Here is a 23,847-nt window from a genome sequence, read left to right on the forward strand (position 1 = left end):
GCTCGCCACCAGCCGTTCCCGCTCCAGCCGCACCGTGCGTGCCCGTAGCCGCAGGATCTGGAGCACGCCCAGGGCCTCCAGGACGAACACCGACGAGAACGCGATCCGGTAGTTGTCGCCGGTCGCGTCCAGCAGGACGCCCACGGCCAGCAGTGTGGTCATGGACGCGACGAACCCGCCCATGTTGACGATTCCGGAGGCCGTGCCCTGGCGCTCCGGCGGGTTCGCGGGGCGGGCGAAATCGAAGCCGATCATCGAGGCGGGGCCGCAGGCGCCGAGGACCGTGCAGAGTATGAGCAGCAGCCATATCGGGGCCCGGTCGCCCGGGTAGGCAATGGTGGCGCCCCATACCGCGGCCGTCACCGCGACCGTGCCGAGCGCGAGCGGCGCCCTCGCGGCATGGTGCCGGGCGATGATCTGCCCGTACACCAGACCCACCACCATGTTGGAGAGCACCACCAGGGTCAGCAGTTCGCCCGCGGTCTCCCGGGACAGCCCCTGTGCCTCGACGAGGAAGGGCAGACCCCACAGCAGCAGGAACACCATGGCGGGGAACTGGGTGGTGAAGTGCACCCACATACCGAGGCGGGTCCCGGGCTCACGCCAGGACAGGGCGATCTGCTTGCGGACGAAGGCGGCTCCGGCGTGCTCGGCGGGGGCCGGTTCGCATCCCTCGGGATGGTCCTTGAGGAAGAGCACGAGCAGCACCATGACGAGCACTCCGGCCGCCGCGCTGCCGGCGAACGTCGCGGTCCAGCCGAGGCCGTGCAGCAGCCGGGAGATGAAGATGGTCGAGACGAGATTGCCGGCCATGCCGAACAGCGCGGCGATCTGCGCGATGAGCGGCCCGCGCCGGGCCGGGAACCAGCGTGAGCCGAGGCGCAGCACGCTGATGAAGGTCATCGCGTCGCCGCAGCCGAGCAGCGCGCGCGAGGCGAGGGCCGTGCCGTACGAGGGGGAGAGCGCGAAGCCGAGCTGTCCCGCGGTGAAAAGGACGACGCCGAGGGTCAGCACCTTCTTGGTGCCGAGCCGGTCGACCATCAGGCCGACGGGTATCTGCATGCCGGCGTAGACGAGCAGCTGGAGTATCGAGAAGGTCGAGAGCGCGGAGGCGTTGACGTCGAAGCGGTCGGCGGCGTCGAGTCCGGCGACGCCCAGGGACGTACGGAAGACGACGGCGACGAAGTAGACGGCGACGCCGATGCCCCAGACGACGAGGGCCCGGCGTCCGCCCGGCGGGTCACCGGGCAGTGAGACGGCACCTCCCGGTCCTGCCGAACTCATCGCTCCTCACCCCGGACGAGCACCTTGACCCAGCTCAGGTGCTGGCGCACACAGTGCGCGGCCAGCTCGGTGTCGCCGGCCCTGATGGCCTCCAGCATCTCGGCGTGCTCCGCGATGTTCTTGGCGATCCGGTCGGGGTGCGAGTGCATCACGGCGACGCCCATCCGCAGCTGGCGGTCGCGGAGCTGGTCGTAGAGGCGGGAGAGGATCTCGTTCCCGGCGTGGCGGACGATCTCCGCGTGGAAACAGCGGTCGGTGACGGCGACCTCGGCGAGGTCGCCGGACTCGGCGCGCTGCTTCTGCTCCTCCAGCAGCTCCTCGAGGCGCTCGATCAGCCGCGGCGGAGCCGGTACGGCCTTGCGGACGGCGAACTCCTCGACCAGCAGCCGGGTTTCGACGACGTCGGCGATCTCCTGGGCGGAGACGGCGAGCACCAGGGCGCCCTTCTTCGGATAGAGCCTCAGCAGCCCTTCCATCTCCAGCTTGAGGAGCGCTTCACGCACGGGGGTGCGGGAGACTCCGACGGCCTCGGCCAGTTCGCCCTCGGTGAGCAGCGTGCCGCCCTCGTAGCGGCGGTCGAGTACGGCCTGCTTGATGTGGGCGTAGACGCGCTCGGCGGCAGGGGGCTGTCTGATGGAGGCGGCGGGCATGTGCACAGCTTAGATACAACAAGGGTGCAACAGGAGTCTCTGTCCAGCATGCAGGATGCATCCAGGACTCATCCAGGGCGCAGTCAGGACTCCCGCGGGACGTGTGCGGACCGGTCCCCGGGGCGTGTCCGGGTGCGGGGGCGTGTCCCGGACACGGGGCGGCGCCGGAAGCCCCGATGATGTTCGCGCGAGATCTGTGCAACATCCGTGCATCCATCTGTCCCACTCGTGTGTCTTGTATCGGGACCCTCCTTTCCCTCGGGTCCCAAATCGACTTTGGAAGTTGCGACTTCCGACGCATTCGCGACAAATCGGAGCGTTTCCTTTGATACTCAGCCACAAGGGCCTGCGCCGCGCCGCCACCGTCGCTCTCGCGGGCGGTCTGCTGCTGACGGCCTCGCCCCTGGCCGCGCCCGCGCAGGCGGCGGTGCCGATCCCGACCATCAGCGGTAAGGGCGGCTTCCTCCTCGACCAGGCGGACGGCAAGGCCATCTACGGGAAGGCCAACAACACGCGCCGCCAGATGGCGAGCACCACGAAGCTGGTGACGGCCATAACGGTCCTCACCACTCCGGGCGTGGACCTCAACAAGAAGGTCACCATCAAGCAGGAGTACCGGGACTACGTCGTCAGGAACGGCGCGAGCACCGCGGACCTGCGCACCGGTGACAAGCTGACGGTCCGCCAGCTGCTGTCCGGGCTGATGCTGCCGTCCGGCTGCGACGCCGCGTACGCCCTTGCCGACGCCTACGGCACCGGCACGACGACCGCCGCCCGCACCAAGTCGTTCATCGGCAAGATGAACAAGAAGGCCACCCAGCTCGGCCTGGTGAACACCAAGTTCGACTCGTTCGACGGCATCTCCACCACGGGGAACAACTACACCACCCCGTGGGACCTGGCGAAGCTCGCCCGCCACGCGATGAGCAGCGCCACCTTCCGTGACGTCGTCAAGGTGACGTCGTACAAGACCACCGCGACGACGAGCACCGGCGGCACCCGCACGTACACCTGGTACAACACCAACAAGCTGCTCGGTTCCTACAGCGGCGCCATCGGCGTCAAGACCGGCACCGGTACGGCCGCGGGCCCGTGCCTCGTCTTCGCCGCCACCCGCAACGGCAAGACCTACGTCGGCGTCATCCTCAACGGCACCGACCGCTTCAACGACGCGGCGAAGCTGCTGGACTACGGCTTCGGCTCCACCACCGCCCGGACGATGGAGCTGCGCTCGCTCCCGGCCGGCGCACAGCGTGACTGATCACGCCTGAACGAACGGAAGAGGTCCCGGGACGCGCGCCGCGTCCCGGGACCTCTTTCATGAGCCGGTCAGGCCCGGGTGATGACCGGGTCAGGCCCAGGTGATGAGCCTCTTCGGCTGTTCCAGGATCGCGGCGACGTCCGCCAGGACCTTGGAACCCAGTTCGCCGTCGACCAGGCGGTGGTCGAAGGAGAGCGCCAGAGTGGTGACCTGGCGGGGCTTCACCTTGCCCTTGTGGACCCAGGGCTGGAGCTTGATCGCGCCGACCGCGAGGATCGCGGACTCGCCCGGGTTGAGGATCGGCGTACCGGTGTCGACACCGAAGACGCCGACGTTGGTGATGGTCACCGTGCCGCCCTGCATGGCCGCGGGGGTCGTCTTCCCCTCACGAGCCGTCGCCACCAGCTCGCCCAGGGACTCGGCCAGCTGCGGCAGGGTCTTGTCGTGCGCGTCCTTGATGTTCGGCACGATCAGACCGCGCGGGGTGGCCGCGGCGATGCCCAGGTTGACGTAGTGCTTGAGCACGATCTCCTGGTTCACCTCGTCCCAGGCGGCGTTGACCTCCGGGTTGCGCTTGATCGCGACCAGCAGCGCCTTGGCGATGAGCAGCAGCGGGTTCACGCGGAGCCCCGCCATGTCCTTGTCGGACTTGAGCTCCTCGACCAGCCTCATCGTGCGCGTGACGTCGACCGTGATGAACTCGGTGACGTGCGGCGCGGTGAAGGCGGACCCGACCATCGCCTGCGCGGTGGCCTTCCGTACGCCCTTGATGGGGACACGGGTCTCGCGGGCGCCGGCCACGCCAACGGGCTCCGCGGCCGGGGCGGGCGCCTGCACCGGCTGCACCGGCGCCGGGGCGGCGGCGGGGGCCGCGGGAGCCACCGCCGCGTGGACGTCCTCGCGGGTGATGATCCCGTCGGGCCCGCTCGGTACGACCGTGGCGAGGTCCACGCCGAGGTCCTTGGCCAGCTTGCGGACCGGCGGCTTGGCGAGCGGCCGCGCCGCGGCGGGTGCGGCGGTCCCCCGTCCGTTCAGCTCGGCCTGCACGGCCGCCCGGACCTGCGCGGCCTGCGCCTGCTCGGGCACCGAGGTGCCCTTGCGCGGGCGGCGCTTGGTGGAGGACTCGGCCACGCCGTAGCCGACCAGCACCGGCTGGCGGGCCGCGGGCTTGGCCTCGGCCTCCGGTTCGGCGGCCGCGAGCGTGGGCTCGGTGGCCGCCGGCGGCGGCTCCTCGGCCGGGCCCGACCCCGGCGCCACGTCCACCGTGATGATCGCGGTGCCGACATCCACCGTGGTGCCCTCGTCGAAGCGCAGCTCGTGCACGACGCCGTCGTACGGGATCGGCAGCTCGACGGCCGCCTTGGCCGTCTCGACCTCGCACACCACCTGGCCGTCGGTCACGGTGTCGCCGGGCTGTACGTACCACTTGAGGATCTCGGCCTCGGTGAGTCCCTCGCCCACGTCGGGCATCTTGAACTCACGGAAGCGAGCCGCGTTCTCAGTCATCGTCGTCACGACCCTCTCCTCAGTACGCCAGCGAGCGGTCGACGGCGTCGAGCACCCGGTCCAGACCCGGAAGGTACTCCTCCTCCAGCCGGGCCGGCGGGTACGGGGCGTGGAATCCGCCGACCCGCAGCACCGGCGCCTCCAGGTGGTAGAAGCACCGCTCCGTGATGCGGGCGGCGATCTCCGCGCCGGAGCCGTAGAAGACCGGGGCCTCGTGGACGACGACCAGCCGACGGGTCTTCTCGACGGACTTCTGGACGGCGTCGAAGTCGATCGGGGACATCGAGCGCAGGTCCAGGACCTCGACCGACTTGCCCTCCTCCTGGGCGGCCGCGGCGGCCTCCAGGCAGACCTTCACCATCGGCCCGTATGCGGCGAGCGTGAGGTCGGTGCCGGGGCGGGCGACGTGGGCGGCGTGCAGCGGGCCGGGGATGGCCTCGGTGTCGACCTCGCCCTTGTCCCAGTAGCGCCGCTTCGGCTCGAAGAAAATCACCGGGTCGTCGCTCTGGATGGCCTGCTGGAGCATCCAGTAGCCGTCCGAAGCGTTCGACGGAGAGATCACCTTGAGGCCCGCGACATGCGCGAAGAGGGCCTCCGGGGACTCGGAGTGGTGCTCGACCGCGCCGATGCCACCGCCGTAGGGGATACGGACGACGACCGGCATCTTGATCTTGCCGAGCGCGCGGGCGTGCATCTTCGCGAGCTGGGTGACGATCTGGTCGTACGCGGGGAAGACGAAACCGTCGAACTGGATCTCCACGACCGGGCGGTAGCCACGCAGCGCGAGACCGATCGCGGTGCCGACGATGCCGGACTCGGCGAGCGGGGTGTCGATGACCCGCTCCTCGCCGAAGTCCTTCTGGAGCCCGTCGGTGATACGGAAGACTCCGCCGAGCTTGCCGACGTCCTCACCCATGATGAGGACCTTGGGGTCGGTGTCGAGGGCCTTGCGCAGCGACTCGTTGAGCGCCTTCGCGAGGGACATCTTCTCTACGGCCATGGCTTACTTGCCCTCCTCGACCGCGTCGGCGAAGGAGGCCTGGTACGCGGCGAACTGCGCGCGCTCCTCGTCGACGAGGGCGTGCCCGTCGGCATAGACATTGTCGAAGATCGCCATGTGGTCCGGGTCGGGCATGGCACGGACGGCCTCGCGGACGCGCTTGGCGAGCACGTCGCTCTCCTCGTCGAGCGCGGTGAAGAACGCCTCGTCGGCGTGGCCCTCGTTCTCCAGGTACGTGCGCAGACGCAGGATCGGGTCCTTGGCCTCCCAGGCCTGCCGCTCGTCGTCGTGCCGGTACTTGGTGGGGTCGTCGGAGGTGGTGTGGGCACCCATCCGGTACGTGAACGCCTCGACCAGCGTCGGGCCCTCACCGCGGCGGGCGCGTTCCAGCGCGGACCGGGTCACGGCGAGGCAGGCCAGCACGTCGTTGCCGTCGACGCGGACGCCGGGGAAGCCGAAGCCCTGCGCGCGCTGGTAGAGCGGCACGCGGGTCTGGCGCTCGGTGGGCTCGGAGATCGCCCACTGGTTGTTCTGGCAGAAGAACACGACCGGGGCGTTGTAGACCGCGGCGAAGGTGAACGACTCGGCGACGTCGCCCTGGCTGGAGGCACCGTCACCGAAGTAGGCGATCACCGCGGAGTCGGCGCCGTCCTTGGCGACTCCCATCGCGTAGCCGGTCGCGTGCAGCGTCTGCGAGCCGATCACGATGGTGTACAGGTGGAAGTTGTTGCTGTTCGGGTCCCAGCCGCCGTGGTTCACGCCACGGAACATCCCCAGCAGGTTCGTCGGGTCGACCCCGCGGCACCAGGCGACGCCGTGCTCGCGGTAGGTCGGGAAGACGTAGTCGTCGTCGCGCAGCGCACGGCCGGAGCCGATCTGGGCGGCCTCCTGGCCGAGGAGCGAGGCCCACAGGCCCAGCTCGCCCTGGCGCTGGAGGGCGGTCGCCTCGGCATCGAAGCGGCGGGTGAGGACCATGTCCCGGTAGAGCCCGCGGAGCTCTTCGGGGCTGAGGTCGATGTCGTAGTCCGGGTGCTCGACCCGCTCACCTTCGGGCGTCAGCAGCTGTACCAGCTGGGGCTCGGAAGTCTGCGGCTTCTTCGCGGCGCTGGCGCTGGCGCGCTTACTGCTGCGGCGCGGTTTGCGCGCGGCAGTGCTCTCCACGGTCACGTGCGTGCTCCTCCGTCGGTCCGGCCCCCGGGGTCCGCCGGGGTCCAGTGCGGCTCGCCTGTATCCGTCGGTGCACGGGGTGGGTGCGGCTCGGCCGGGAACAGGCGTGACAGGTGCCCCGGCGAGCGCCCTGCCAAAGGCACGTTACCCAGTGGGGTCCATTACTGCGAAACCCCATTTGACCTGCGATTTTGCTTGGATTTCCAAGTAAATCGAGAAATGCGGGAACAACCACTGGTCACAGCCCTGCAGGCTGCCGGAACACCGGCACGTTATCCCGGGCACCCCGGGCATTGGAAGAGTGAATATGTGAGACTTCTTTCGTGCACGAAGAGGGACAAATCACCGTATTCCTGGTCGATGACCACGAGGTCATGCGGCGCGGCGTCTATGAGTTGCTGTCCGTCGAGGAGGACATCGAGGTCGTCGGCGAGGCCGGTACCGCCGCGGACGCATTGGCCAGGATTCCCGCGACCCGCCCCGATGTGGCAGTGCTCGACGTGCACCTTCCTGACGGCAGTGGGGTCGAGGTGTGCCGTGAGATCCGTTCCCGGAACGAGGACATCAAATGCCTGATGCTCACCTCGTACGCGGACGACGAAGCCCTTTTCGACGCGATCATGGCCGGGGCCTCGGGATATCTCCTCAAGGCGATCCGCGGGGCCGAACTGCTGACCGCCGTACGGGACGTGGCGGCGGGCAAGTCGCTCCTCGACCCGGTCGCCACCGCGCGCGTCCTCGAACGGCTGCGCGACGCCAACAACCCCAAGGCCGACGACAAGCTGGCGAGCCTCACCGACCAGGAGCGCAAGATCCTGGATCTGATCGGCGAGGGTCTGACCAACCGGGCCATCGGCGAGCGGCTGCACCTGGCCGAGAAGACCATCAAGAACTACGTCTCCAGCCTGCTCGCCAAGCTGGGCATGGAGCGGCGCTCGCAGGCCGCGGCGTATGTGGCGAGGATGCAGGCGGAGCGGCGCTGAGGTCCGTAAGGCCCTGATCCGGGCGGCGGCGGAAGGATCACCCGGACGGACGGGATCGTCCGGGTGACGCGTTCGGGATCGGCTGACGCGCTCGGGACCAAAGGCCCTCGGGCTATTTCGGGCGGCGACTCCATCGACACGCTGAGTGATCTAACATCTGGCGAGTGCCGCGCTCATCTGCTACTGCCCCGCCTCCGTTCGGCGCGCTCCTGCGCCGGTACGAAAATGCCGGCGAACCCCTCTCCTGCGAGCCCGTCACCCAGGGCCTCCTGAACCGCGGCTACCGCCTCGCCACCACCCGCGGCGCCTACTTCCTCAAGCACCATCTCGACGCGCCGACCGCCGACCGCGACACCATCGCCCGCCAGCACCTCGCCACCCAGCGGCTGCAGTCGCTCGGCGTCCCGGTCGCCCCGCCCGTCACGGACACGGCCGGCGACACCGTCGCGGTCATCGGCGGCCGCTGCTACGCCCTGCACCCCTGGATCGACGGCCGGCACCGGGACGGCGCCCAGCTCACCACCCTCGAATCGCGCCGGCTCGGAGCGCTGCTGGGTCTGGTGCACACCGGTCTGGAGCGGGTGATGGAGTCGGGCCCGCCCGGCACGAAGCACGGCCACGACCCCAGCCACGGCCACGGCCACGGCCACGGCAATGACCACAGCCGGGACCACAGCCGGGAGCACGACAGCGCCGACCCCGACGAGACCTTCGCCCTCATCGACCGACTGCTGGACCTGGCTCGCGGCCACCGCCCCCGGGACACCTTCGACGCGCTCGCCGAGCACCGGCTGCTGGAGCGCCGCGCCCTGCTGGAGCGGCACGCGCACCGACGGCCGCCCCCGGGCGCCGCCAGCGGCTGGGTGCACGGCGACTTCCACCCGCTGAACCTGCTGTACCAGGGCGCCGAGCCCGCCGCGATCGTCGACTGGGACCGGCTGGGAGTGCAGCCGCGCGCCGAGGAGGCCGTACGGGCCGCGGCGATCTTCTTCGTACAGCCCGCGGGAGAGCTGGAGCTGGCGAAGGTACGGGCGTACGCGCGCGCCTACCGGCGGGCGGCGGGGGCGGACTGCGCGGAGCTGGCGGCCGCGGTGCACCGGGTGTGGTGGGAGCGGCTCAACGACTTCTGGATACTGCGCTGGCGCTACCAGCTGCACGACCGAAGGGCCGACCCGCAGTTTCCTGCGGTGTCGGCCCTGGCGGTGTGGTGGACGCGGGAGTACGAGGCGGTGTGCGAGGCCTTCGCAGGGTGAGGGCGAAGGCAGGGGCCCGGTCAGCCGGCGGTCGTACCGGCGTCCGCGCCGACGGTCGTCCCGGCGTCCGTGCCCGTGGTCGTACCCGTGTCCGTGCCGGTGCTCGTCCCGGCGTCCGTGCCGGTGCTCGTCCCGGAATCCGTGCCCTCGGTCGTGCCGGAGTCCGTGCCGGTGCTCGTACCGGAATCCGTGCCCTCGGTCGTGCCGGAGTCCGTGCCCGTGCTCGTACCGGAGTCCGTGCCCTCGGTCGTGGACGGCGTACCGGACGGGCCGCCGTCGGTCGGGGTCTCCGGCGTGGACGGCTGGTTGTCCGTGGGGGGATTGGACGGCGTCCAGGACTCCTCGTTGCCGCCCGTCGACGAGTCCGGCTCCTCGCTCTCCTCGCTCTCCGTCTCCGACGGCGTGGGCGAGACACTGGACTTGGTCGGGGTGGTGTCGGTGACGTTGGTGTCGTCCTTGTCCTTGGTCCCGGTGTTGTTCGCCCGGTCCACCGCGAAGGCCACACCCGCCACGATCGCGATCACCGCGAGCGCGACGAACAGCCACACCTTGCCGCGGCCGCCGCCCCTGCCGCCGCCCTGTCCGAGCCCGCCGCCGTGGTACGCCCCGTCGTCCGGGTTGCGCGGCGGCAGTATCGGGCCCTGGGAGGTGTCCCCGTGCATGGGGTGACCCATCGCGGTCGTGGCCCCCATGCCGATCACCGCGGTGTGGCCGACCTCGTGCAGCTCGACCGGGCCGGTGTTCCACGCGCCTGTGTGGCTGCCCTGCTGCTGGAGCATCTGCAGCCCGTACTGCACCAGTCCGCGCATCTCCTCGGCGCTCTGGAACCGGTCGTCCGGGTCCTTGGCGAGCGCGCGCATCGACAGGCCGTCAAGCTCCGGCGGGGCCACGTCCGAGACCTCGGACGGCGGCACCGGCATGTCCTGGACGTGCTGGTAGACGACGGAGAGCGGGGTCTCGCCGGTGAACGGCGGACGCAGCGCCAGCAGTTCGTACAGCAGACAGCCGGTCGCGTACAGGTCGGAACGGTGGTCGACGGCCTTGCCGAGCGCCTGCTCCGGGGAGAGGTACTGCGGCGTGCCCATGACCATGCCGGTCTGGGTCATCGTCGACTGCGCGCCGTGCAGGGCGCGCGCGATGCCGAAGTCCATCACCTTCACCGCACCGCCGTTGGTGATGATGACGTTCGCGGGCTTGATGTCGCGGTGCACGATGCCGTGCTGATGCGAGTACGCGAGCGCTTCCAGCACACCGGAGACGATGATGAGCGCCTGCTCGGGCGGCGGCGCGTCGGCGCTGATGAGCAGATCGCGGATGGTGCGGCCCTCGACCAGCTCCATCACGATGTAGGGGACGGACTGGCCGCCCACCACGTCCTCGCCGGAGTCGTACACGGCCACGATGGCATGGTGGTTGAGTCCGGCGACCGACTGCGCCTCACGTGTGAAGCGCGCCTTGGAGACGGGGTCCTCGGCGAGGTCGGCCCGGAGCAGCTTCACGGCGACGGTACGGCCGAGCCGTACGTCCTCGGCCGCGAACACCTCGGCCATGCCGCCGCGGCCCAGACGGTGGGTCAGCCGGTAGCGGCCGTCGCCGACCAGTCCGCCGACGCCCCAGGAGTCCGCGGCATCCGACACTCCTCCGCCACTTGCTTCGGGTTCGGGTGCCATCAGTCCTCGCCGTCGTATCTTGCCGCGCTGCCCTTGCGCGAGCGTCCCTCGGGTGCTTTGCCACGTCACGCTACAGGCTTCTCGTGGCATGCCGGTTCGAGATGGACCGGCCATAGAACCCGTTGCCGGTGCACCCACGCAAATCGCGTGCCGTTCCTGTAACGCTTACGGGACGCTTCTTGTGCGTACGGTCACGGAACGGGCACCTGGCTTGACGTGTCCGTGCCCTCGGGCAGACTTGGCCCGTAATACGGATCACCGCTGTCACCGCTCGACGGTGCGCGTCTAGGGGGAAGCACAGTCATGAGCCAGGACGGCGCACAGAGCGGCCGCTATGCGGGCGGTTCGGTAGCGGGCGGCCGTTACCAGCTTCGCGACCTGCTGGGCGAAGGCGGTATGGCCTCCGTGTATCTGGCGTACGACAGCGCGCTGGACCGGCAGGTCGCCATCAAGACGCTGCACACGGAACTCGGCCGCGAACAGTCCTTCCGCGAGCGGTTCCGGCGCGAGGCACAGGCCGTCGCCAAGCTGTCCCACACCAATATCGTGTCGGTCTTCGACACCGGCGAGGACACGGTCACATTCAGCGGCTCCGCCGGCGACGGCGGCGTGATGCCGTACATCGTCATGGAGTACGTGGAGGGCCAGCCTCTCGGATCGGTGCTGCAGGCCGACATCCGGCAGCACGGCGCGATGCCCGCGGACAAGGCGCTCAAGGTGACCGCGGATGTGCTGGCGGCCCTGGAGACCAGCCATGAAATCGGCCTGGTCCACCGGGACATCAAGCCCGGCAACGTGATGGTGACGAAGCGCGGCGTCGTCAAGGTCATGGACTTCGGTATCGCGCGCGCCATGCAGTCGGGCGTCACGTCGATGACGCAGACCGGCATGGTCGTCGGTACTCCGCAGTATCTGTCGCCGGAGCAGGCGCTGGGGCGCGGGGTCGACGCGCGCTCCGACCTGTACTCGGTCGGCATCATGCTCTTCCAGTTGCTGACGGGCCGGCTGCCGTTCGACGCGGACTCGCCGCTCGCGATCGCGTACGCCCACGTGCAGGAGGAGCCGGTCGCTCCGTCCTCCATCAACCGCTCGGTGACCCCGGCGATGGACGCGCTGGTCGGCCGGGCGCTGAAGAAGAACCCGAACGAGCGCTTCCCGAGCGCTGCCGCGATGCATGACGAGTGCCTGCGGGTCGCGAGCGCGGGTCAGACGGGCGCGCCGGTGATCGTGCAGGGTGCGCCGACGAACAGCGGCGCGGGTGTGGGGTCCGCGGTGTTCCCGCCGGTGGACCAGTCGGCTCCGGCGCCGCCGCCGCAGAGCGTGCAGCAGCCGTACCAGCCGGGTCCCTACGGCCCGCCGACCACGGCTCCGGGTCCGGGTCCGGGTCCGGGTCCGGGTCCGGTTCAAGGGGCCTCGACACCTCCTCCGACCTACGGCTACCCGCAGCAGGCGCCGGCCCCGGCGCCCGCCCCCGCGTACCGGACCCCGACGCCCTCTCCGGCGCCGTACGGCATCTCGCCCCAGCAGCCGGTCGGTTCGGCCCGCCGCTCGGGCAACTCTCGGATGCCGCTGATCCTCGGCTCGGTCGTGGTGGCGGTCGTGGTCATCGCCAGCCTGATCGCGATCAAGGTGATCACGGGTGGCAACGGGGACGGGGGCGGCGGCACCCCGTCGCCGAGCGACTCGGCGGTGGCGGGGCACAGGGGACCCGACCTGAGCAAGACGATCGACAAGGAGGCGTGCACCTCCCCCGACGAGGGCCAGGACCCGGAAAAGGTCGTCGTGCCCGACTTCACGTACAAGAACGTCGCCTCGGTCAAGGAGTGCATCCAGGCCGCGGGCTGGTCGGTGAAGTCGGAGCGCCCGGTCAACGAGGCCGTGTACGGCGAGGGCGCGATCATCACGCAGTACCCGCCGGCCGGCACCGAGGTCTCGGCGGACGATGTCGAGTTCACCCTGGAGGTCTCCACGGGTGACCCGGCCGAGTCCCAGTAGCTCGCCACGCTCTTCGGAGTTCCTTCGGACGGCCCGGTACACGTGTGTGTGCCGGGCCGTTCGCTTGCCGGGCGTTCTTTTTGCCCGAGATGCCGGAAACACCCCTGCATGTGACGCTGAGTCCGACATCTCGGCGACCTGGCTCGGGAGGGGGTCATCCGGTGGCTCCGAAGTTCCGTATGCACTGCGCGACGACCATCGCGGCGTTCGCGCTGGCCATACCCGTCGCGACGACGTACGCGTACGCCGGCAGTCCCGCGACCCATACCGAGGACTCCCGGGACGCCAGGGACGCCAGGGATACCAGGGACGCCCGTGAGACGGACCACGCTCCAAGGGCGCATGCCGAGGACTCCGGTGAGGACGCCCCCGGAGACGGCCCCGGACCCGCCCCGACGGGGCTTGCGCCGAGGCAGACCTCACGCCCGTCACTCCCGGAGAGGAGTGGCGACGAAAGGCACGACAAACCCGGTTCGGCGCAGGACAGCGGTACGAAGTGGCGGCCCGGAGCCGATAACGACGCCCCTGAGGCCGCCCCGAACGCCGCCGACAAACCTGCCGAGGGGCCCGCCAGGAAGCCGGCCCCGGAGGCCTCCACGTCCGCTTCACCGTCACTCGCCGGGCGGCAGGCGGGGGAGGGTCGCAAGCGCCCCGGCCGTACGGCCGCCCCCTCCGACAGCGCGACCCGGTCGCCCGATCGGCGGCATGAGCGTGAACACCCTGACGAGCATCAGCGCGATCACGAGCACGAGCACGAGGCGGAGCCGACGGCGCAGCACACGGACGACATGGACGACGTGGACGACGTGGACGCCGCCATGCCGCCCTCCGCTCCGCCGCCCCCGGCACCCACCCCGGCACTCACCGACCCCGCCTCCGGCCAGGGGGCCGTGCATGCCGTCGCCGAGCCGCTCGAGCGACAGATCCCGGTACTGACACTGGGTGCCGGATGCGCCCTGATGGGGATCGGCCTCGGGTACATGGGACTGCGGCTGCGCCGCAGCTGAGACCCCGTAGGCCACACCAGGCGCACCTCTCAAGCCATCCACCGACCCATCCGTCCCTCGTACGACCTACACGCGAGGTCCGTCTCAGGATGGTTGCCGTACTCGGCATACCCGGTATACATACTGGGTATGTCGATTCGCCACGGCCTCCTCGCCCTCCTCGAACGCGGCCCCCGCTACGGGTCCCAGCTCCGCACGGAGTTCGAGTCCCGCACCGGAGCCACCTGGCCGCTCAACGTCGGCCAGGTCTATACGACCCTCAGCCGGCTGGAGCGCGACGGCATGGTCGTTCAGGACGGCGAGGACGAGGCCGGCCACACGCTCTACGTCATCACGGAAGCCGGGCGCGAGGAACTCAAAGCCTGGTTCGAGCGGCCGGTCGACCGGACCAGCCCGGCCCGCGACGAGCTGGCGATCAAGCTCGCCATGGCGGTCGGGGCACCCGCGGTCGACATCCGCAACGTCATCCAGTCCCAGCGCCGCCACACCGTGAAGGCGATGCAGGACTACACCCGGCTCAAGGCTCAGGCACTGGAGACCGCCCCCTCAGGGCGGGACGAGATCGCCTGGCTGCTCGTACTGGAACAGCTGATCTTCCAGACCGAGGCGGAGGCCCGCTGGCTCGACCACTGCGAGGCCCGGCTCATCCGGCTCTCCACGGCGGCCCGCAATCCGGAGCCTGCACCCCCACCCACCCAGGCTCCGGCTCCGGCCCACGACCACCGGGGGCGGCGGGGCTGAGTCCCGGTGCCCCGTCCCGTCTTCTCATCCGCTCTCTGCACGTCCGCTCTCCGCACATCCGCTCGCGTGCGCCTTCCGCGTACGCCCAAGGGGGGACCCCTCCATGTCCGACCACTCCCAGCAGTCCCGGCAGTCCCGGCAGTCCCGACAGCCAGTGCTGCAACTGCAGAACCTGACCCGCGTTCACGGCAGCGGCGCCACCGAAGTACACGCCCTGCGCGGCATCGACCTCGATGTGTTCCCCGGTGAACTCGTCGCCGTCATGGGCCCGTCCGGCTCCGGCAAGTCCACGCTCCTCACGATCGCCGGCGGCCTCGACGCCCCGACCTCGGGCCGTGTGATCGTCGAGAACACCGACATCACCGCTGCCGACCGCAAGACCCTCGCCGCCCTGCGCCGCCGCAGCATCGGATACGTCTTCCAGGACTACAACCTCATCCCGGCGCTCACTGCCGCCGAGAACATCGCCCTGCCGCGGGAACTCGACGGCACCTCCGCCCGCAAGGCCCGCGCCGAAGCCGTCGCCGCCCTCACCGAGATGGACCTCGGCCATCTCGCCGACCGGTTCCCGGACGAGATGTCCGGCGGCCAGCAGCAGCGGGTGGCGATCGCCCGTGCTCTCGTCGGCGACCGCCGCCTCGTCCTCGCCGACGAACCGACCGGAGCCCTGGACTCCGAGACCGGCGAATCCGTCCTCGCCCTGCTGCGCGCCCGCTGCGACGCGGGCGCGGCGGGCATCCTCGTCACCCATGAGCCGCGCTTCGCGGCCTGGGCCGACCGGGTCGTCTTCCTCCGCGACGGCGCGGTCGTCGACCAGACCGTCCGTAGCGAAGCGGACTCCCTGCTGACCGGGCAGGCGGCCGAACGGTGAAGAACTGGTACCACTCCTGGCGTGCCGCGGTCCGCATAGCCCGCCGCGACGCCATCCGCTCCAAGGGGCGCAGCTTCCTCGTCCTGTCGATGATCGCCCTGCCGATCCTCGGGGTGAGCGCGGCCGATCTGACACTGCGCAGCGCCGAGCTCTCCACCGAGCAGACCATGGAGCGCAAGCTCGGTGCCGCAGACGCCAGTTTCACCGACCCCGGTATGGGCGGTGCACCGATCTACCAGAGCCCCAACGGCGACAACTACGCCCCGGTGGGGGACTTCGAGGACAAGCCGTGGCCGACGGGCGACCACGACGTCAAGAAGGCCTTCCCGGCAGGCACCGAGTGGCTGGAGGACTCGAACGGCTTCGGCAAGCTCCGCACGGCGCACGGCCTGCTGAACACCGAGATCCGTGAGCTCAAGGCCGCGGACCCGATGGCCGCGGGAATCATGACGCTCGTCAACGGCCGGTTCCCCAAGGGGACGGACGAGGTCGCCGCGACGACCCACTTCCTGGAGTCCAGCGGGCTGAGCGTGGGCTCGAAGCTCTCGGCGCGCAGCCTCGACCGGGAGTACACGATCGTCGGCTCGTACGAGCTGCCCAACTCTCTCAAGACCGATCAGGTCAATGCGGTCCCCGGCGCCCTGCTCGACCCGCTCGACAAGGCGCTCGCAGCGGACAAGCTGCCCGGCGCCGAGAAGAACACGAGCTATCTGGTGAGCGTTCCGGGCAGTTTCACGTGGAACATGGTCAAGGAGGCCAACGCCAAGGGTGTGACGGTGATGTCGCGGGCCGTTCAGCTCGCCCCGCCCGCCGACTCGGACGTACCGCTCTACGACCAGCAAGACGGGGGCGGCGACTACGTGGAGAGCACGGCCGCGCAGGCGGCGGCGCTCGCCGCGGTCGGCACCGTCGTCGGCCTCGCCATGCTGGAGATCTGCCTGCTGGCCGGTCCCGCCTTCGCCGTGGGCGCCCGGCGGTCGCGCCGCCAGCTCGGACTGGTCGGTGCCAATGGCGGCGCCCGCCACCACATCCGCGCCATCGTCCTGTCCGGCGGTCTGGTGATCGGCTTCGCGGCGGCGGTCGTGGGCACGGTCCTCGGTCTTGTCCTGACCTTTGCCCTGCGCCCCCTGCTCGAGGAGCAGATGGGTGCGCGCTTCGGCGACTTCGACATCCGGCCGCTGGAGCTGCTCGGCATCGGGCTGCTCGCGGTGATCACCGGTCTGCTGGCCGCGATCGTCCCGGCGGTCACCGCCTCCCGGCAGACCGTTCTGGCCTCCCTCACAGGGCGTCGGGGCGTCCGCCGCAGCAGCAGGGTGCTTCCCGTGATCGGGCTGGTCGCGGTACTGCTCGGGGCGGCGATCGCTCTGTACGGGTCCGTCTACACGGACCAGTTCGTCGTCGTCGCCGGCGGAAGCGCGCTCGCCGAGCTGGGCATCGTGGCCCTCACCCCCGCGTTGGTCGGCCTCTTCGGCCGGACAGGCCGCTGGCTGCCGCTCTCGCCGCGGCTCGCGCTGCGCGACGCCGTACGCAACCGGGGCCGCACCGCTCCGGCAGTGGCCGCGGTACTGGCCGCGGTGGCCGGAACCGTCGCCGTGGCCACGTACGCCGCGAGCAAGGACGCCCAGGAGGAAGCCGCCTACGAGGCGGAGCTGCCGCACGGCGCGGTCTTTCTGGGGCTCGACGAGCCCGGCGGCCGGGACGTCCCGGCGGCCCGGGCGGCCGTGCAGAAATACCTGCCGGTCGATGTGCAGGCCGACGTGGACCGCATCGTCGTCGGGAACGTCAACTGCGGGCAGTACGGCGGCGGTACCGAGGGCTGTGGCCGCTACGAGGTCGTCGTACCCAAGGCGCACCAGTGCCCGCTGTGGAGTTCGACCGGGAATGAGGACCCGGCCGAGAAATTCACCAAGGCCCAGCGTCGCGCGCTCGCCAAGGACTGGCGCTGCAAGGAGAACCAAGGGCTGATCACCCTGCCGGGTGGTGTGATCGTCGGTGACGCGAAGCTGCTGAAGGTGCTCGCGATCGACGACCCCGCGGCCGCGAAGGCCCTGGCGGACGGCAAGATCGTCTCCTTCGACAAGCGCAACGTCGACAAGAGCGGCTCGATCGGCATCCGTCTGATCACCGACAACGAAGCCGCCGACAAGGCGATGGAGGAGGGCAAGGAAGCTCCGGGACCGGTCAAGACCTTCCCCGCTCACCAGGTCGCCGGAGACGTGAACGCGTACGGGCTGTCGCTGATCCTTCCGCCGGCCGCAGCCAAGGCTTCCGGCATCACCGCCGTCCCCTTCGGGGCGTACTACTCGACCGACCGGATGCCGAGCAGCGAGCAGCGGCAGAAGCTGGACGGTGAGCTCGACAAGACCGGCGCCGATGTCGCCCTCCACATCGAGGAGGGCTACACCAGCGACAGCGGCATCGTGCTGCTGGCGCTCACCGTCTTCGCCGGGCTGATCACCATCGGTGCGGCCGGTATCGCGACCGGGCTCGCCCAGGCCGATGCCGAGGCGGACCTGAAGACGCTGGCTGCCGTCGGCGCCCCGCCGCGGGTCCGTCGCACGCTGAGCGGTTTCCAGTGCGGTGTGGTCGCGGCGATGGGTGTGGTGCTCGGCTCGGCGGCGGGTGTGCTGCCGGCGGTCGGACTGCGACTGACCGAGCACCGCCAGGAGCTGAAGTGGTACGAGGAGGCCCTCGACTCGGGCTTCGGCGGGGTCGACAGCCCGCCGAACGTCCCGATCATCCTCCCCTGGGAGACCCTCGCCGCCCTGCTGATCGCCGTCCCGCTCGGCGCGGCCGTCCTGGCGGCCCTGGTCACCCGCTCCCGCGGGGCCCTGGCCCGCCGCGCGGCGACCTGAGCCCATCCGTGATGGACCTGTGCCCCCGTACCAGGGTGGATCACCCCGGTACGGGGGCACACCGTGTGGTGAACCACTTGTGCGAGAGAATGGACGGCATGGAGATGCCGAGGAATGAACGGTCGCAGGAGAGCCCCCATGTCCTCATCCTGGGACAGGACGGTATGGCGCTCGGCGGCGGTGACGGTGACGACGAGTCGCGCGAGGTCCCGGTGACGGAGATGGTCGAACAGCCTGCGAAGGTCATGCGCATCGGCAGCATGATCAAGCAGCTGCTGGAGGAAGTGCGGGCGGCGCCTCTGGACGAGGCGAGCCGCGTCAGGCTCAAGGAGATCCACGCGAGCTCGGTGAAGGAGCTCGAGGACGGCCTCGCTCCGGAGCTCGTCGAGGAGCTGGAGCGCCTGTCGCTCCCGTTCACGGACGAGGCGGTGCCCTCGGAGGCGGAGCTGCGCATCGCCCAGGCCCAGCTGGTCGGCTGGCTGGAGGGCCTGTTCCACGGCATCCAGACGGCGCTGTTCGCCCAGCAGATGGCGGCCCGCGCCCAGCTCGAACAGATGCGCCGCGCCCTCCCCCCGGGTGCCCCTCACGACGACGACAACCCCCACGGCGCGATCCGCTCGGGCCCCTACCTCTAGCGACGCACGTACTCCAGCCACGCACGTACCTCCGGCGACGCAAGCGGCCGGGCCCCGCTCCCCTCGGGGGGAACGGGGCCCGCGGCGTTGTCGGGGCTCGTTGCCCCTCTGCTCAGAGCTCAGCGATGGGTCACCCCTCGGCCGTGGGTCACCCCTCAGCCGTGGGTCACCCCTCAGCCGTGGGTCACCCCTCAGCCGTGGGCGCGACCAGCACCACCTTGCCCACGTGGGCACCCGAATCCAGCGCCCGGTGCCCCTCGGACGCCTCCGGCATCGGCACGGTGCGATCAACCACCGCTCGAACCGTCCCGGCCTCGACGAGGGGCCACACATGCTCGCGCACCGCCGCCACAATCGCCGCCTTCTCGGTCAGCGGCCGCCCCCGCAACGACGTCGCCGTCACCGCCGCCCGCTTCCCCAGCAGCGCCCCGAGGTTCAGCTCGGCCTTCACGCCACCCTGCAGCCCGATCACGGCGAGACGGCCGTTGACGGCCAGCGCCCGCACATTCCGGTCCAGATACTTCGCGCCGATGATGTCGAGAATGACGTCCGCCCCGGCCCCGTCCGTCGCCTTCCGCAGCTCCTCGACGAAGTCCTGCTCGCGGTAGTCGATCAGAATGTCCGCGCCCAGCTCCGCGCACCGCGCCAGCTTCTCCGGGCCGCCCGCCGTGACCGCGACCCGGGCCCCGACCGCCTTCGCCAGCTGGATCGCCATCGTGCCGATCCCGCTCGCGCCGCCGTGCACCAGCAGCGTCTCACCGGGCCGCAGATGCGCCACCATGAACACGTTGGACCAGACCGTGCAGGTCACCTCCGGCAGCGCCGCCGCCGTGACCAGGTCGACGCCCTCCGGCACCGGCAGCAGCTGTCCCACCGGAACGGCCACCTTCTCCGCGTATCCGCCGCCGGCCAGCAGCGCACACACCTCATCGCCGACACGCCACCCGGAGATTCCGGGACCGAGCGCCGCGATCCGGCCCGAGCACTCCAGCCCGGGGTACGGGGACGCGCCGGGCGGCGGTTCGTAGAAGCCTTGTCGCTGCAGCAGATCCGCGCGGTTGACCGCGCTCGCGACAACGTCGACGAGGACTTCCCCCTCGCCGGGCACAGCGTCGGGCACCTCCGCCCAGACCAGCGCCTCGGGACCACCTGGTTCGGGAATCGTGATCGCATGCATGGCCGCGAGGCTACTCCGACCACCCGGTACGCGCCGGGCGACCTTGCCGCGCCCGCCGAGACCACGCGGCCCGGGGGCGGTCCGTGCCGGGCGCGGCTCGGTCCATTCCGGGCGCGGCTCGGTCCGCGCGGGGCACGTTGTCAGTCCGTGCCGAACGCGGCTCGGTCCGCGCGGGTCGCGCGTTGTCAGTCCGTGCCGGGCACCGGATGATGGCTGTTCTCCGCCCGCACGATGGTGATCAGGCGATCCGTGAGCTGCAACGGGCTGGCCTTGGGGTCGTCGTAACCCAGCAGCCGGTGCCCCCGCAGCACGCTCACCACCAGGTCGTCCGTCTCCCGGACGCTCTTGCCGACCTCGCTCTTTATCACTGGCCGTTCGACCAGATCGAGCCCGCTGCCCTGCTGGATCAGGTCCTCCATCACCGTGCCCGCGTACGGACTCAGCACGGACAGCCCGAGCAGCCGGCCCGCCGCGCTGGCACTGGTGATCACCGCGTCGGCACCGGACTGGCGCAGCAGAGGAGCGTTCTCCTCCTCGCGCACCGCTGCGACGATCTTCGCTCCCCGGTTGAGCTGCCGCGCGGTCAGCGCGACCAGGACCGCCGTGTCATCGCGCTGAGTGGCGATGACGATCTGGCGCGCCTTCTGCAGCTCGGCACGGATCAGCACATCACTGCGGGTCGCATCGCCGACGACCCCCGCGAACCCATCCGCGTTGGCCGCCTCGATGACCTTTGAACTCGGATCCACTACGACGACCTGCTCCTTCTTCAGACCCGTCGCGCACAGGGTCTGAAGCGCGGAACGTCCCTTCGTACCGAAGCCGATGACTACGGTGTGGTCACGCAAAGTGGCCCTCCAGCGACTCAGCCGCCAGTCCTCCCGGGTCCGCTCGGTGAGGACCTCAAGAGTGGTGCCGACCAGGATGATCAGGAACAGCACGCGCAGCGGCGTCACCAGCAGCACATTGGCCAGCCGGGCACTGTCGCTGTGCGGGACGATGTCGCCGTAACCCGTGGTGGAGAGGGTGACGGTCGCGTAGTAGACGGAGTCGAGGAAGTCGACTCGCCCGTCGGCGTTGTCGTGGTAGCCGCCACGGTCGAGCCAGACGATGAACACCGTGAGCACCAGCACGAACAGCGCCATCAGCAGGCGCTTGCCGACCTGGCGCAGGGGACGCTCGACGACACGGCGCGGCATGTTGACCCGCGCAGCGGCCAGCTGTTCCTCGGCATTCCGGGCCATGACGTCATGACCGGGAAGTTTCACGTGAAACACCCTTCGGTGGTCGGCTACCAGGGCAGATCGAGGACCTCCAGCTCGTCTCCGGAGCGCGCCCCGCCAGGCGGAACGACGGCGAGAGCGTGCGCGGCCGCGATGCCCCGAAGCATGGCCGGACCGTTGTAGTGCAGCGGTACGAGCCTGTCGCCACGACGCACCACGGGCACGAGCCGGGTGTCATACGGATGACCATGCACCTCGTCCCGTAGGGACGCGCGATAAGGGGCCGGGGTTGCCCGCCCGGACCTCTCGCGCAGCAGCGGCTCGGCGAGTGTGAGCAGCCCCGAGACGGCAGCGAGCGGATTCCCTGGCAGTCCCACCAGGTGCCGGCCGGGCGCGAGCCTGGCCAGCAGCATCGGATGCCCTGGGCGCACGGCGACACCGTCGACCAGTAGCTCGGCGCCCGTCTTGCGGAGCACCGGATGGACATGGTCGACGGGCCCGGCGGCCGTGCCGCCCGTGGTGATGACGAGGTCGGCCTCGGAGTTCGTGACGGCCCGGTGCAGCGCGTCGGCATCGTCACCGATCCGTCGGGTGGCGACAACGTCGGCGCCGAGCGCCCTCAGCCAGGGACCGATCATCGGCCCGAGGGCGTCGCGGATCAGACCGTCCTGGGGCAGTCCCTCCGTGAGCAGTTCATCGCCCAGTACGAGCACTTCGACGCTCGGTCGCATGAGCGTGTGCAACGCGTCGTAGCCGGCGGCCGCGGCGAGTCCGAGCACGGCGGGGGTCACCAGCGTTCCGGCGGGGAGGAGTTGGTCGCCGGAGCGGCACTCCTGGCCGCGCGGTCTGATGTCCTGACCGTGGGTCACCTGGCGCTGTGCGTGGAGGTGGCCGCTGTCGTCGGTGCGGGAGTGCTCACTGCGGATCACGGCGGTGGCGCCGGGCGGGATCCGGGCGCCGGTGGCAATCCGTACGGCCGTGCCGTCGGCGAGCGGCTCCGGCTCGCCGTGTCCGGCGAGGATGCCGCTGTCGCTGCTCTCCACGGTCCAGGGGCCGGGTCCGGCGACTGCCCAGCCGTCCATGGCGGAAGTGTCGAAGGACGGCAGATCGGTGAGCGCGGCGAGCGGCGCGGCGAGCGCCCGTCCGAGCGCCCCGTCGAGGGGATCGCGGCGGGTACGGAGCGCGGTGGCACGGCCGGCACGCGCGGCGAGCGCACGAGCCTTGCCCCAGGGTGCGGCAGGGTGCCGTTCGGCGGGCGGGCGTCCCTGACCGGCTGCCGACGGGTTTCCGTCCCCGGAGCCCGATGACCAGCCCGGCTGCCGCCCCACCAGGGCGAGCGCGTCCTCGACGCCGTCGTCAGCGTCAGCGGCACCTGAGGGCGTCGCCGCGGCTTCTGCGCGACCGTTGTCCGCCGGACTGGTACCGGCCTCAGCGCGACCGTTGTCCGCCGGACCCGCACCAGCCTCTGCGGCACCGCCCGGCACGTCGAGTCCGCCGCCGTACCCGGCAGCGCCCGAACGGTCGAGAGTGTCGCCGTGTCCGGCGGCACCCGGAGCGTCCGGTCCGTGGCCCCGCACGGCGACACCCGGAGCGTCGAGTCCACGCTCCCACGTTGACATCAGGTGCCCGCCTCGTCGTTCGGGCCTGGGTCGGCGGGCCCTTCGGCCTTCCCCTGCCCGCTGCCGGCGGCCTCGTCGGCCGCTGCGGCCTCTGCGGCCTCTGCGGCCTCTGCGGCCCAGCGCGCGGCGAGCGCCGTGGCCTTGCGGGCCGCCTCGGCCACGGCCTGGACGCCGTCGCCGCCCGCCTTGGCCGCCGCATAGCCGACCAGGAAGGTGGTGAGCGGCGCGGCGGGCCGGGCTACACCGTGGGCGGCGTCCCGGGCCAGGTCGAGCAGTACGCCGGTGTCGACGTCGAGGTCGATGCCGAGTTCGTCCTTGACTGCGGTGATCCATTCGTCCAGCACGTTTCCATGCTCCCTGATACGCGCCCGGGCGGCGGCGATGTCCTCCCAGGTGTCGCAGTCGAAGGCGGCCAGCGGCTCCGCGGGGATCCGGTCGAGGTCGAGCTCCTGCGTGAGCAACCGCAGCGGCAGCCCCGCGAGGCTGCCGTACTCGGCGGCGATCAGGGCCATCTCCCGGCGCAGCGGCTCGGCCCGGTAGGCAGCGACGAGCGGCTGGTCGCGGCCCTCGGCGTCGGTGAGCAGCGCCGCCTCCTGCTCACCCGTGCCCAGCGCGTCGAGCAGCTGCCGCACCGTCCCCTCCCCGAGAAAGGGAAGGTCGGCGGAGAGCACGAGAACGGTGGGCGCCGACGTCTGCCGCAGCCCGGCGTCGAGCGCGGCGAGCGGCCCACCGCCGGACGGGGTCTCGCGCGCCCAGAGAACCGGGCGCGCGGTCGCCCGCCGGCCGCCGACCACAACGGTGCGGCCGGCGCCGCGGCACACCGTGAGCACCCGGTCGAGCAGCGCCCGCCCGCCGACGCTCACTCCAGGCTTGTCCGCCCCGCCGAGACGCTTGGCAGCACCTCCGGCGAGCACGATCGCGTCGTACTCCGCATCCGCAGTCACTCCAGA

The 23,847-nt window shown here is 70.8% G+C and carries 19 protein-coding genes; 9 read left to right on the forward strand and 10 right to left on the reverse strand.

The features are described from left to right. Both ACWGI8_RS04135 and ACWGI8_RS04140 read right to left on the reverse strand, forming a co-directional pair. On the reverse strand, window positions 1-1,284 hold a 1,284-nt coding region (locus ACWGI8_RS04135; RefSeq protein ID WP_453658518.1), incomplete at its 3' end, for an MFS transporter. After that, window positions 1,281-1,934: a GntR family transcriptional regulator gene (locus ACWGI8_RS04140; RefSeq protein ID WP_453658520.1), complete on the reverse strand. Its 654-nt coding sequence runs from the start codon at window positions 1,932-1,934 to the stop codon at window positions 1,281-1,283. The genes ACWGI8_RS04140 and ACWGI8_RS04135, both read right to left, overlap by 4 nt. Window positions 1,935-2,259: 325 nt before the next feature. Here ACWGI8_RS04140 and ACWGI8_RS04145 point away from each other — a divergent pair, with 325 nt between their 5' ends. Further along, entirely contained in the window at window positions 2,260-3,195 is a 936-nt protein-coding gene (locus ACWGI8_RS04145; protein WP_453658522.1) for a D-alanyl-D-alanine carboxypeptidase family protein, read from the forward strand. 90 nt (window positions 3,196-3,285) lie between these two features. Here the strand turns inward: ACWGI8_RS04145 and ACWGI8_RS04150 are convergent, their stop codons facing one another. Genes ACWGI8_RS04150 through pdhA form a run of 3 tightly spaced genes read right to left on the reverse strand, consistent with a single transcriptional unit; the run spans window position 3,286 to window position 6,868 of the window. Further along, window positions 3,286-4,710: a dihydrolipoamide acetyltransferase family protein gene (locus tag ACWGI8_RS04150; protein WP_453658524.1), complete on the reverse strand. Its 1,425-nt coding sequence runs from the start codon at window positions 4,708-4,710 to the stop codon at window positions 3,286-3,288. Window positions 4,711-4,720: 10 nt separating this feature from the next. Beyond that, window positions 4,721-5,701 (reverse strand): alpha-ketoacid dehydrogenase subunit beta, encoded by a 981-nt coding sequence (locus ACWGI8_RS04155; protein WP_453658526.1) that lies wholly within the window; start codon window positions 5,699-5,701, stop codon window positions 4,721-4,723. 3 nt (window positions 5,702-5,704) lie between these two features. Beyond that, complete coding sequence (pdhA, locus tag ACWGI8_RS04160; protein WP_453658528.1) at window positions 5,705-6,868, reverse strand: pyruvate dehydrogenase (acetyl-transferring) E1 component subunit alpha; 1,164 nt, start codon at window positions 6,866-6,868, stop codon at window positions 5,705-5,707. 323 nt (window positions 6,869-7,191) lie between these two features. Between pdhA and ACWGI8_RS04165 the strand changes: the two genes are divergently transcribed. Continuing rightward, window positions 7,192-7,851: a response regulator gene (locus tag ACWGI8_RS04165; protein WP_453658530.1), complete on the forward strand. Its 660-nt coding sequence runs from the start codon at window positions 7,192-7,194 to the stop codon at window positions 7,849-7,851. Between the two features lie 164 nt (window positions 7,852-8,015). Next, window positions 8,016-9,104: a phosphotransferase gene (locus ACWGI8_RS04170; RefSeq protein ID WP_453658532.1), complete on the forward strand. Its 1,089-nt coding sequence runs from the start codon at window positions 8,016-8,018 to the stop codon at window positions 9,102-9,104. 20 nt (window positions 9,105-9,124) lie between these two features. Here the strand turns inward: ACWGI8_RS04170 and ACWGI8_RS04175 are convergent, their stop codons facing one another. Beyond that, the gene (locus ACWGI8_RS04175) at window positions 9,125-10,774 is read right to left on the reverse strand and encodes a protein kinase domain-containing protein (RefSeq protein WP_453658534.1); all 1,650 of its coding nucleotides are present in this window, start codon (window positions 10,772-10,774) and stop codon (window positions 9,125-9,127) included. A gap of 303 nt (window positions 10,775-11,077) precedes the next feature. Between ACWGI8_RS04175 and ACWGI8_RS04180 the strand changes: the two genes are divergently transcribed. The 6 genes from ACWGI8_RS04180 (at window position 11,078) to ACWGI8_RS04205 (ending at window position 18,878) form a co-directional block, all read left to right on the forward strand. Then, on the forward strand, window positions 11,078-12,769 hold the full coding sequence (locus tag ACWGI8_RS04180; RefSeq protein ID WP_453658536.1) for a protein kinase domain-containing protein: 1,692 nt from the start codon (window positions 11,078-11,080) through the stop codon (window positions 12,767-12,769). Between the two features lie 161 nt (window positions 12,770-12,930). Then, window positions 12,931-13,776, forward strand: coding sequence for a hypothetical protein (locus tag ACWGI8_RS04185; RefSeq protein WP_453658538.1), 846 nt, complete (start codon window positions 12,931-12,933; stop codon window positions 13,774-13,776). Between the two features lie 129 nt (window positions 13,777-13,905). Continuing rightward, window positions 13,906-14,517 carry a PadR family transcriptional regulator gene (locus ACWGI8_RS04190; RefSeq protein ID WP_453658540.1) on the forward strand — a complete coding sequence of 204 codons (612 nt, stop codon included), beginning with the start codon at window positions 13,906-13,908 and terminating at the stop codon, window positions 14,515-14,517. A gap of 103 nt (window positions 14,518-14,620) precedes the next feature. Beyond that, on the forward strand, window positions 14,621-15,388 hold the full coding sequence (locus ACWGI8_RS04195) for an ABC transporter ATP-binding protein (protein ID WP_453658542.1): 768 nt from the start codon (window positions 14,621-14,623) through the stop codon (window positions 15,386-15,388). Beyond that, window positions 15,385-18,243, forward strand: a complete 2,859-nt coding sequence (locus ACWGI8_RS04200) for an FtsX-like permease family protein (protein ID WP_453658544.1) — start codon at window positions 15,385-15,387, stop codon at window positions 18,241-18,243. Before ACWGI8_RS04195 ends, ACWGI8_RS04200 begins: the two co-directional genes overlap by 4 nt. Window positions 18,244-18,341: 98 nt before the next feature. Continuing rightward, complete coding sequence (locus ACWGI8_RS04205) at window positions 18,342-18,878, forward strand: bacterial proteasome activator family protein (RefSeq protein ID WP_453658546.1); 537 nt, start codon at window positions 18,342-18,344, stop codon at window positions 18,876-18,878. Window positions 18,879-19,062: 184 nt separating this feature from the next. On the opposite strand, the gene ACWGI8_RS04210 is transcribed toward ACWGI8_RS04205, so the two are convergent. The 4 genes from ACWGI8_RS04210 to ACWGI8_RS04225 form a co-directional block, all read right to left on the reverse strand. Continuing rightward, on the reverse strand, window positions 19,063-20,055 hold the full coding sequence (locus ACWGI8_RS04210; protein ID WP_453658548.1) for an NAD(P)H-quinone oxidoreductase: 993 nt from the start codon (window positions 20,053-20,055) through the stop codon (window positions 19,063-19,065). Window positions 20,056-20,240: 185 nt separating this feature from the next. Continuing rightward, a complete protein-coding gene (locus ACWGI8_RS04215) occupies window positions 20,241-21,299 on the reverse strand; it encodes a potassium channel family protein (RefSeq protein WP_453658579.1) in 1,059 nt (352 codons plus the stop codon). A 47-nt stretch (window positions 21,300-21,346) separates the two neighbouring features. Beyond that, window positions 21,347-22,897: a molybdopterin molybdotransferase MoeA gene (locus ACWGI8_RS04220; protein ID WP_453658550.1), complete on the reverse strand. Its 1,551-nt coding sequence runs from the start codon at window positions 22,895-22,897 to the stop codon at window positions 21,347-21,349. Further along, window positions 22,897-23,841, reverse strand: coding sequence for an NTP transferase domain-containing protein (locus ACWGI8_RS04225; RefSeq protein ID WP_453658552.1), 945 nt, complete (start codon window positions 23,839-23,841; stop codon window positions 22,897-22,899). Before ACWGI8_RS04225 ends, ACWGI8_RS04220 begins: the two co-directional genes overlap by 1 nt. Between the last annotated feature and the right edge of the window lie 6 nt (window positions 23,842-23,847).

It is taken from the genome of Streptomyces sp. NPDC054841 (assembly GCF_053611045.1).

What these genes read in the sequence shown, in the direction of transcription:
- ACWGI8_RS04195 (WP_453658542.1), top strand. Translation starts at nt 14,621, where the DNA reads ATGTCCGACCACTCCCAGCAGTCCCGGCAGTCCCGGCAGTCCCGACAG.
- ACWGI8_RS04190 (WP_453658540.1), top strand. Translation starts at nt 13,906, where the DNA reads ATGTCGATTCGCCACGGCCTCCTCGCCCTCCTCGAACGCGGCCCCCGC.
- ACWGI8_RS04205 (WP_453658546.1), top strand. Translation starts at nt 18,342, where the DNA reads ATGGAGATGCCGAGGAATGAACGGTCGCAGGAGAGCCCCCATGTCCTC.
- ACWGI8_RS04215 (WP_453658579.1), bottom strand. Translation starts at nt 21,299, where the DNA reads ATGGCCCGGAATGCCGAGGAACAGCTGGCCGCTGCGCGGGTCAACATG.
- ACWGI8_RS04175 (WP_453658534.1), bottom strand. Translation starts at nt 10,774, where the DNA reads ATGGCACCCGAACCCGAAGCAAGTGGCGGAGGAGTGTCGGATGCCGCG.
- ACWGI8_RS04180 (WP_453658536.1), top strand. Translation starts at nt 11,078, where the DNA reads ATGAGCCAGGACGGCGCACAGAGCGGCCGCTATGCGGGCGGTTCGGTA.
- ACWGI8_RS04220 (WP_453658550.1), bottom strand. Translation starts at nt 22,897, where the DNA reads ATGTCAACGTGGGAGCGTGGACTCGACGCTCCGGGTGTCGCCGTGCGG.
- ACWGI8_RS04155 (WP_453658526.1), bottom strand. Translation starts at nt 5,701, where the DNA reads ATGGCCGTAGAGAAGATGTCCCTCGCGAAGGCGCTCAACGAGTCGCTG.
- ACWGI8_RS04210 (WP_453658548.1), bottom strand. Translation starts at nt 20,055, where the DNA reads ATGCATGCGATCACGATTCCCGAACCAGGTGGTCCCGAGGCGCTGGTC.
- ACWGI8_RS04140 (WP_453658520.1), bottom strand. Translation starts at nt 1,934, where the DNA reads ATGCCCGCCGCCTCCATCAGACAGCCCCCTGCCGCCGAGCGCGTCTAC.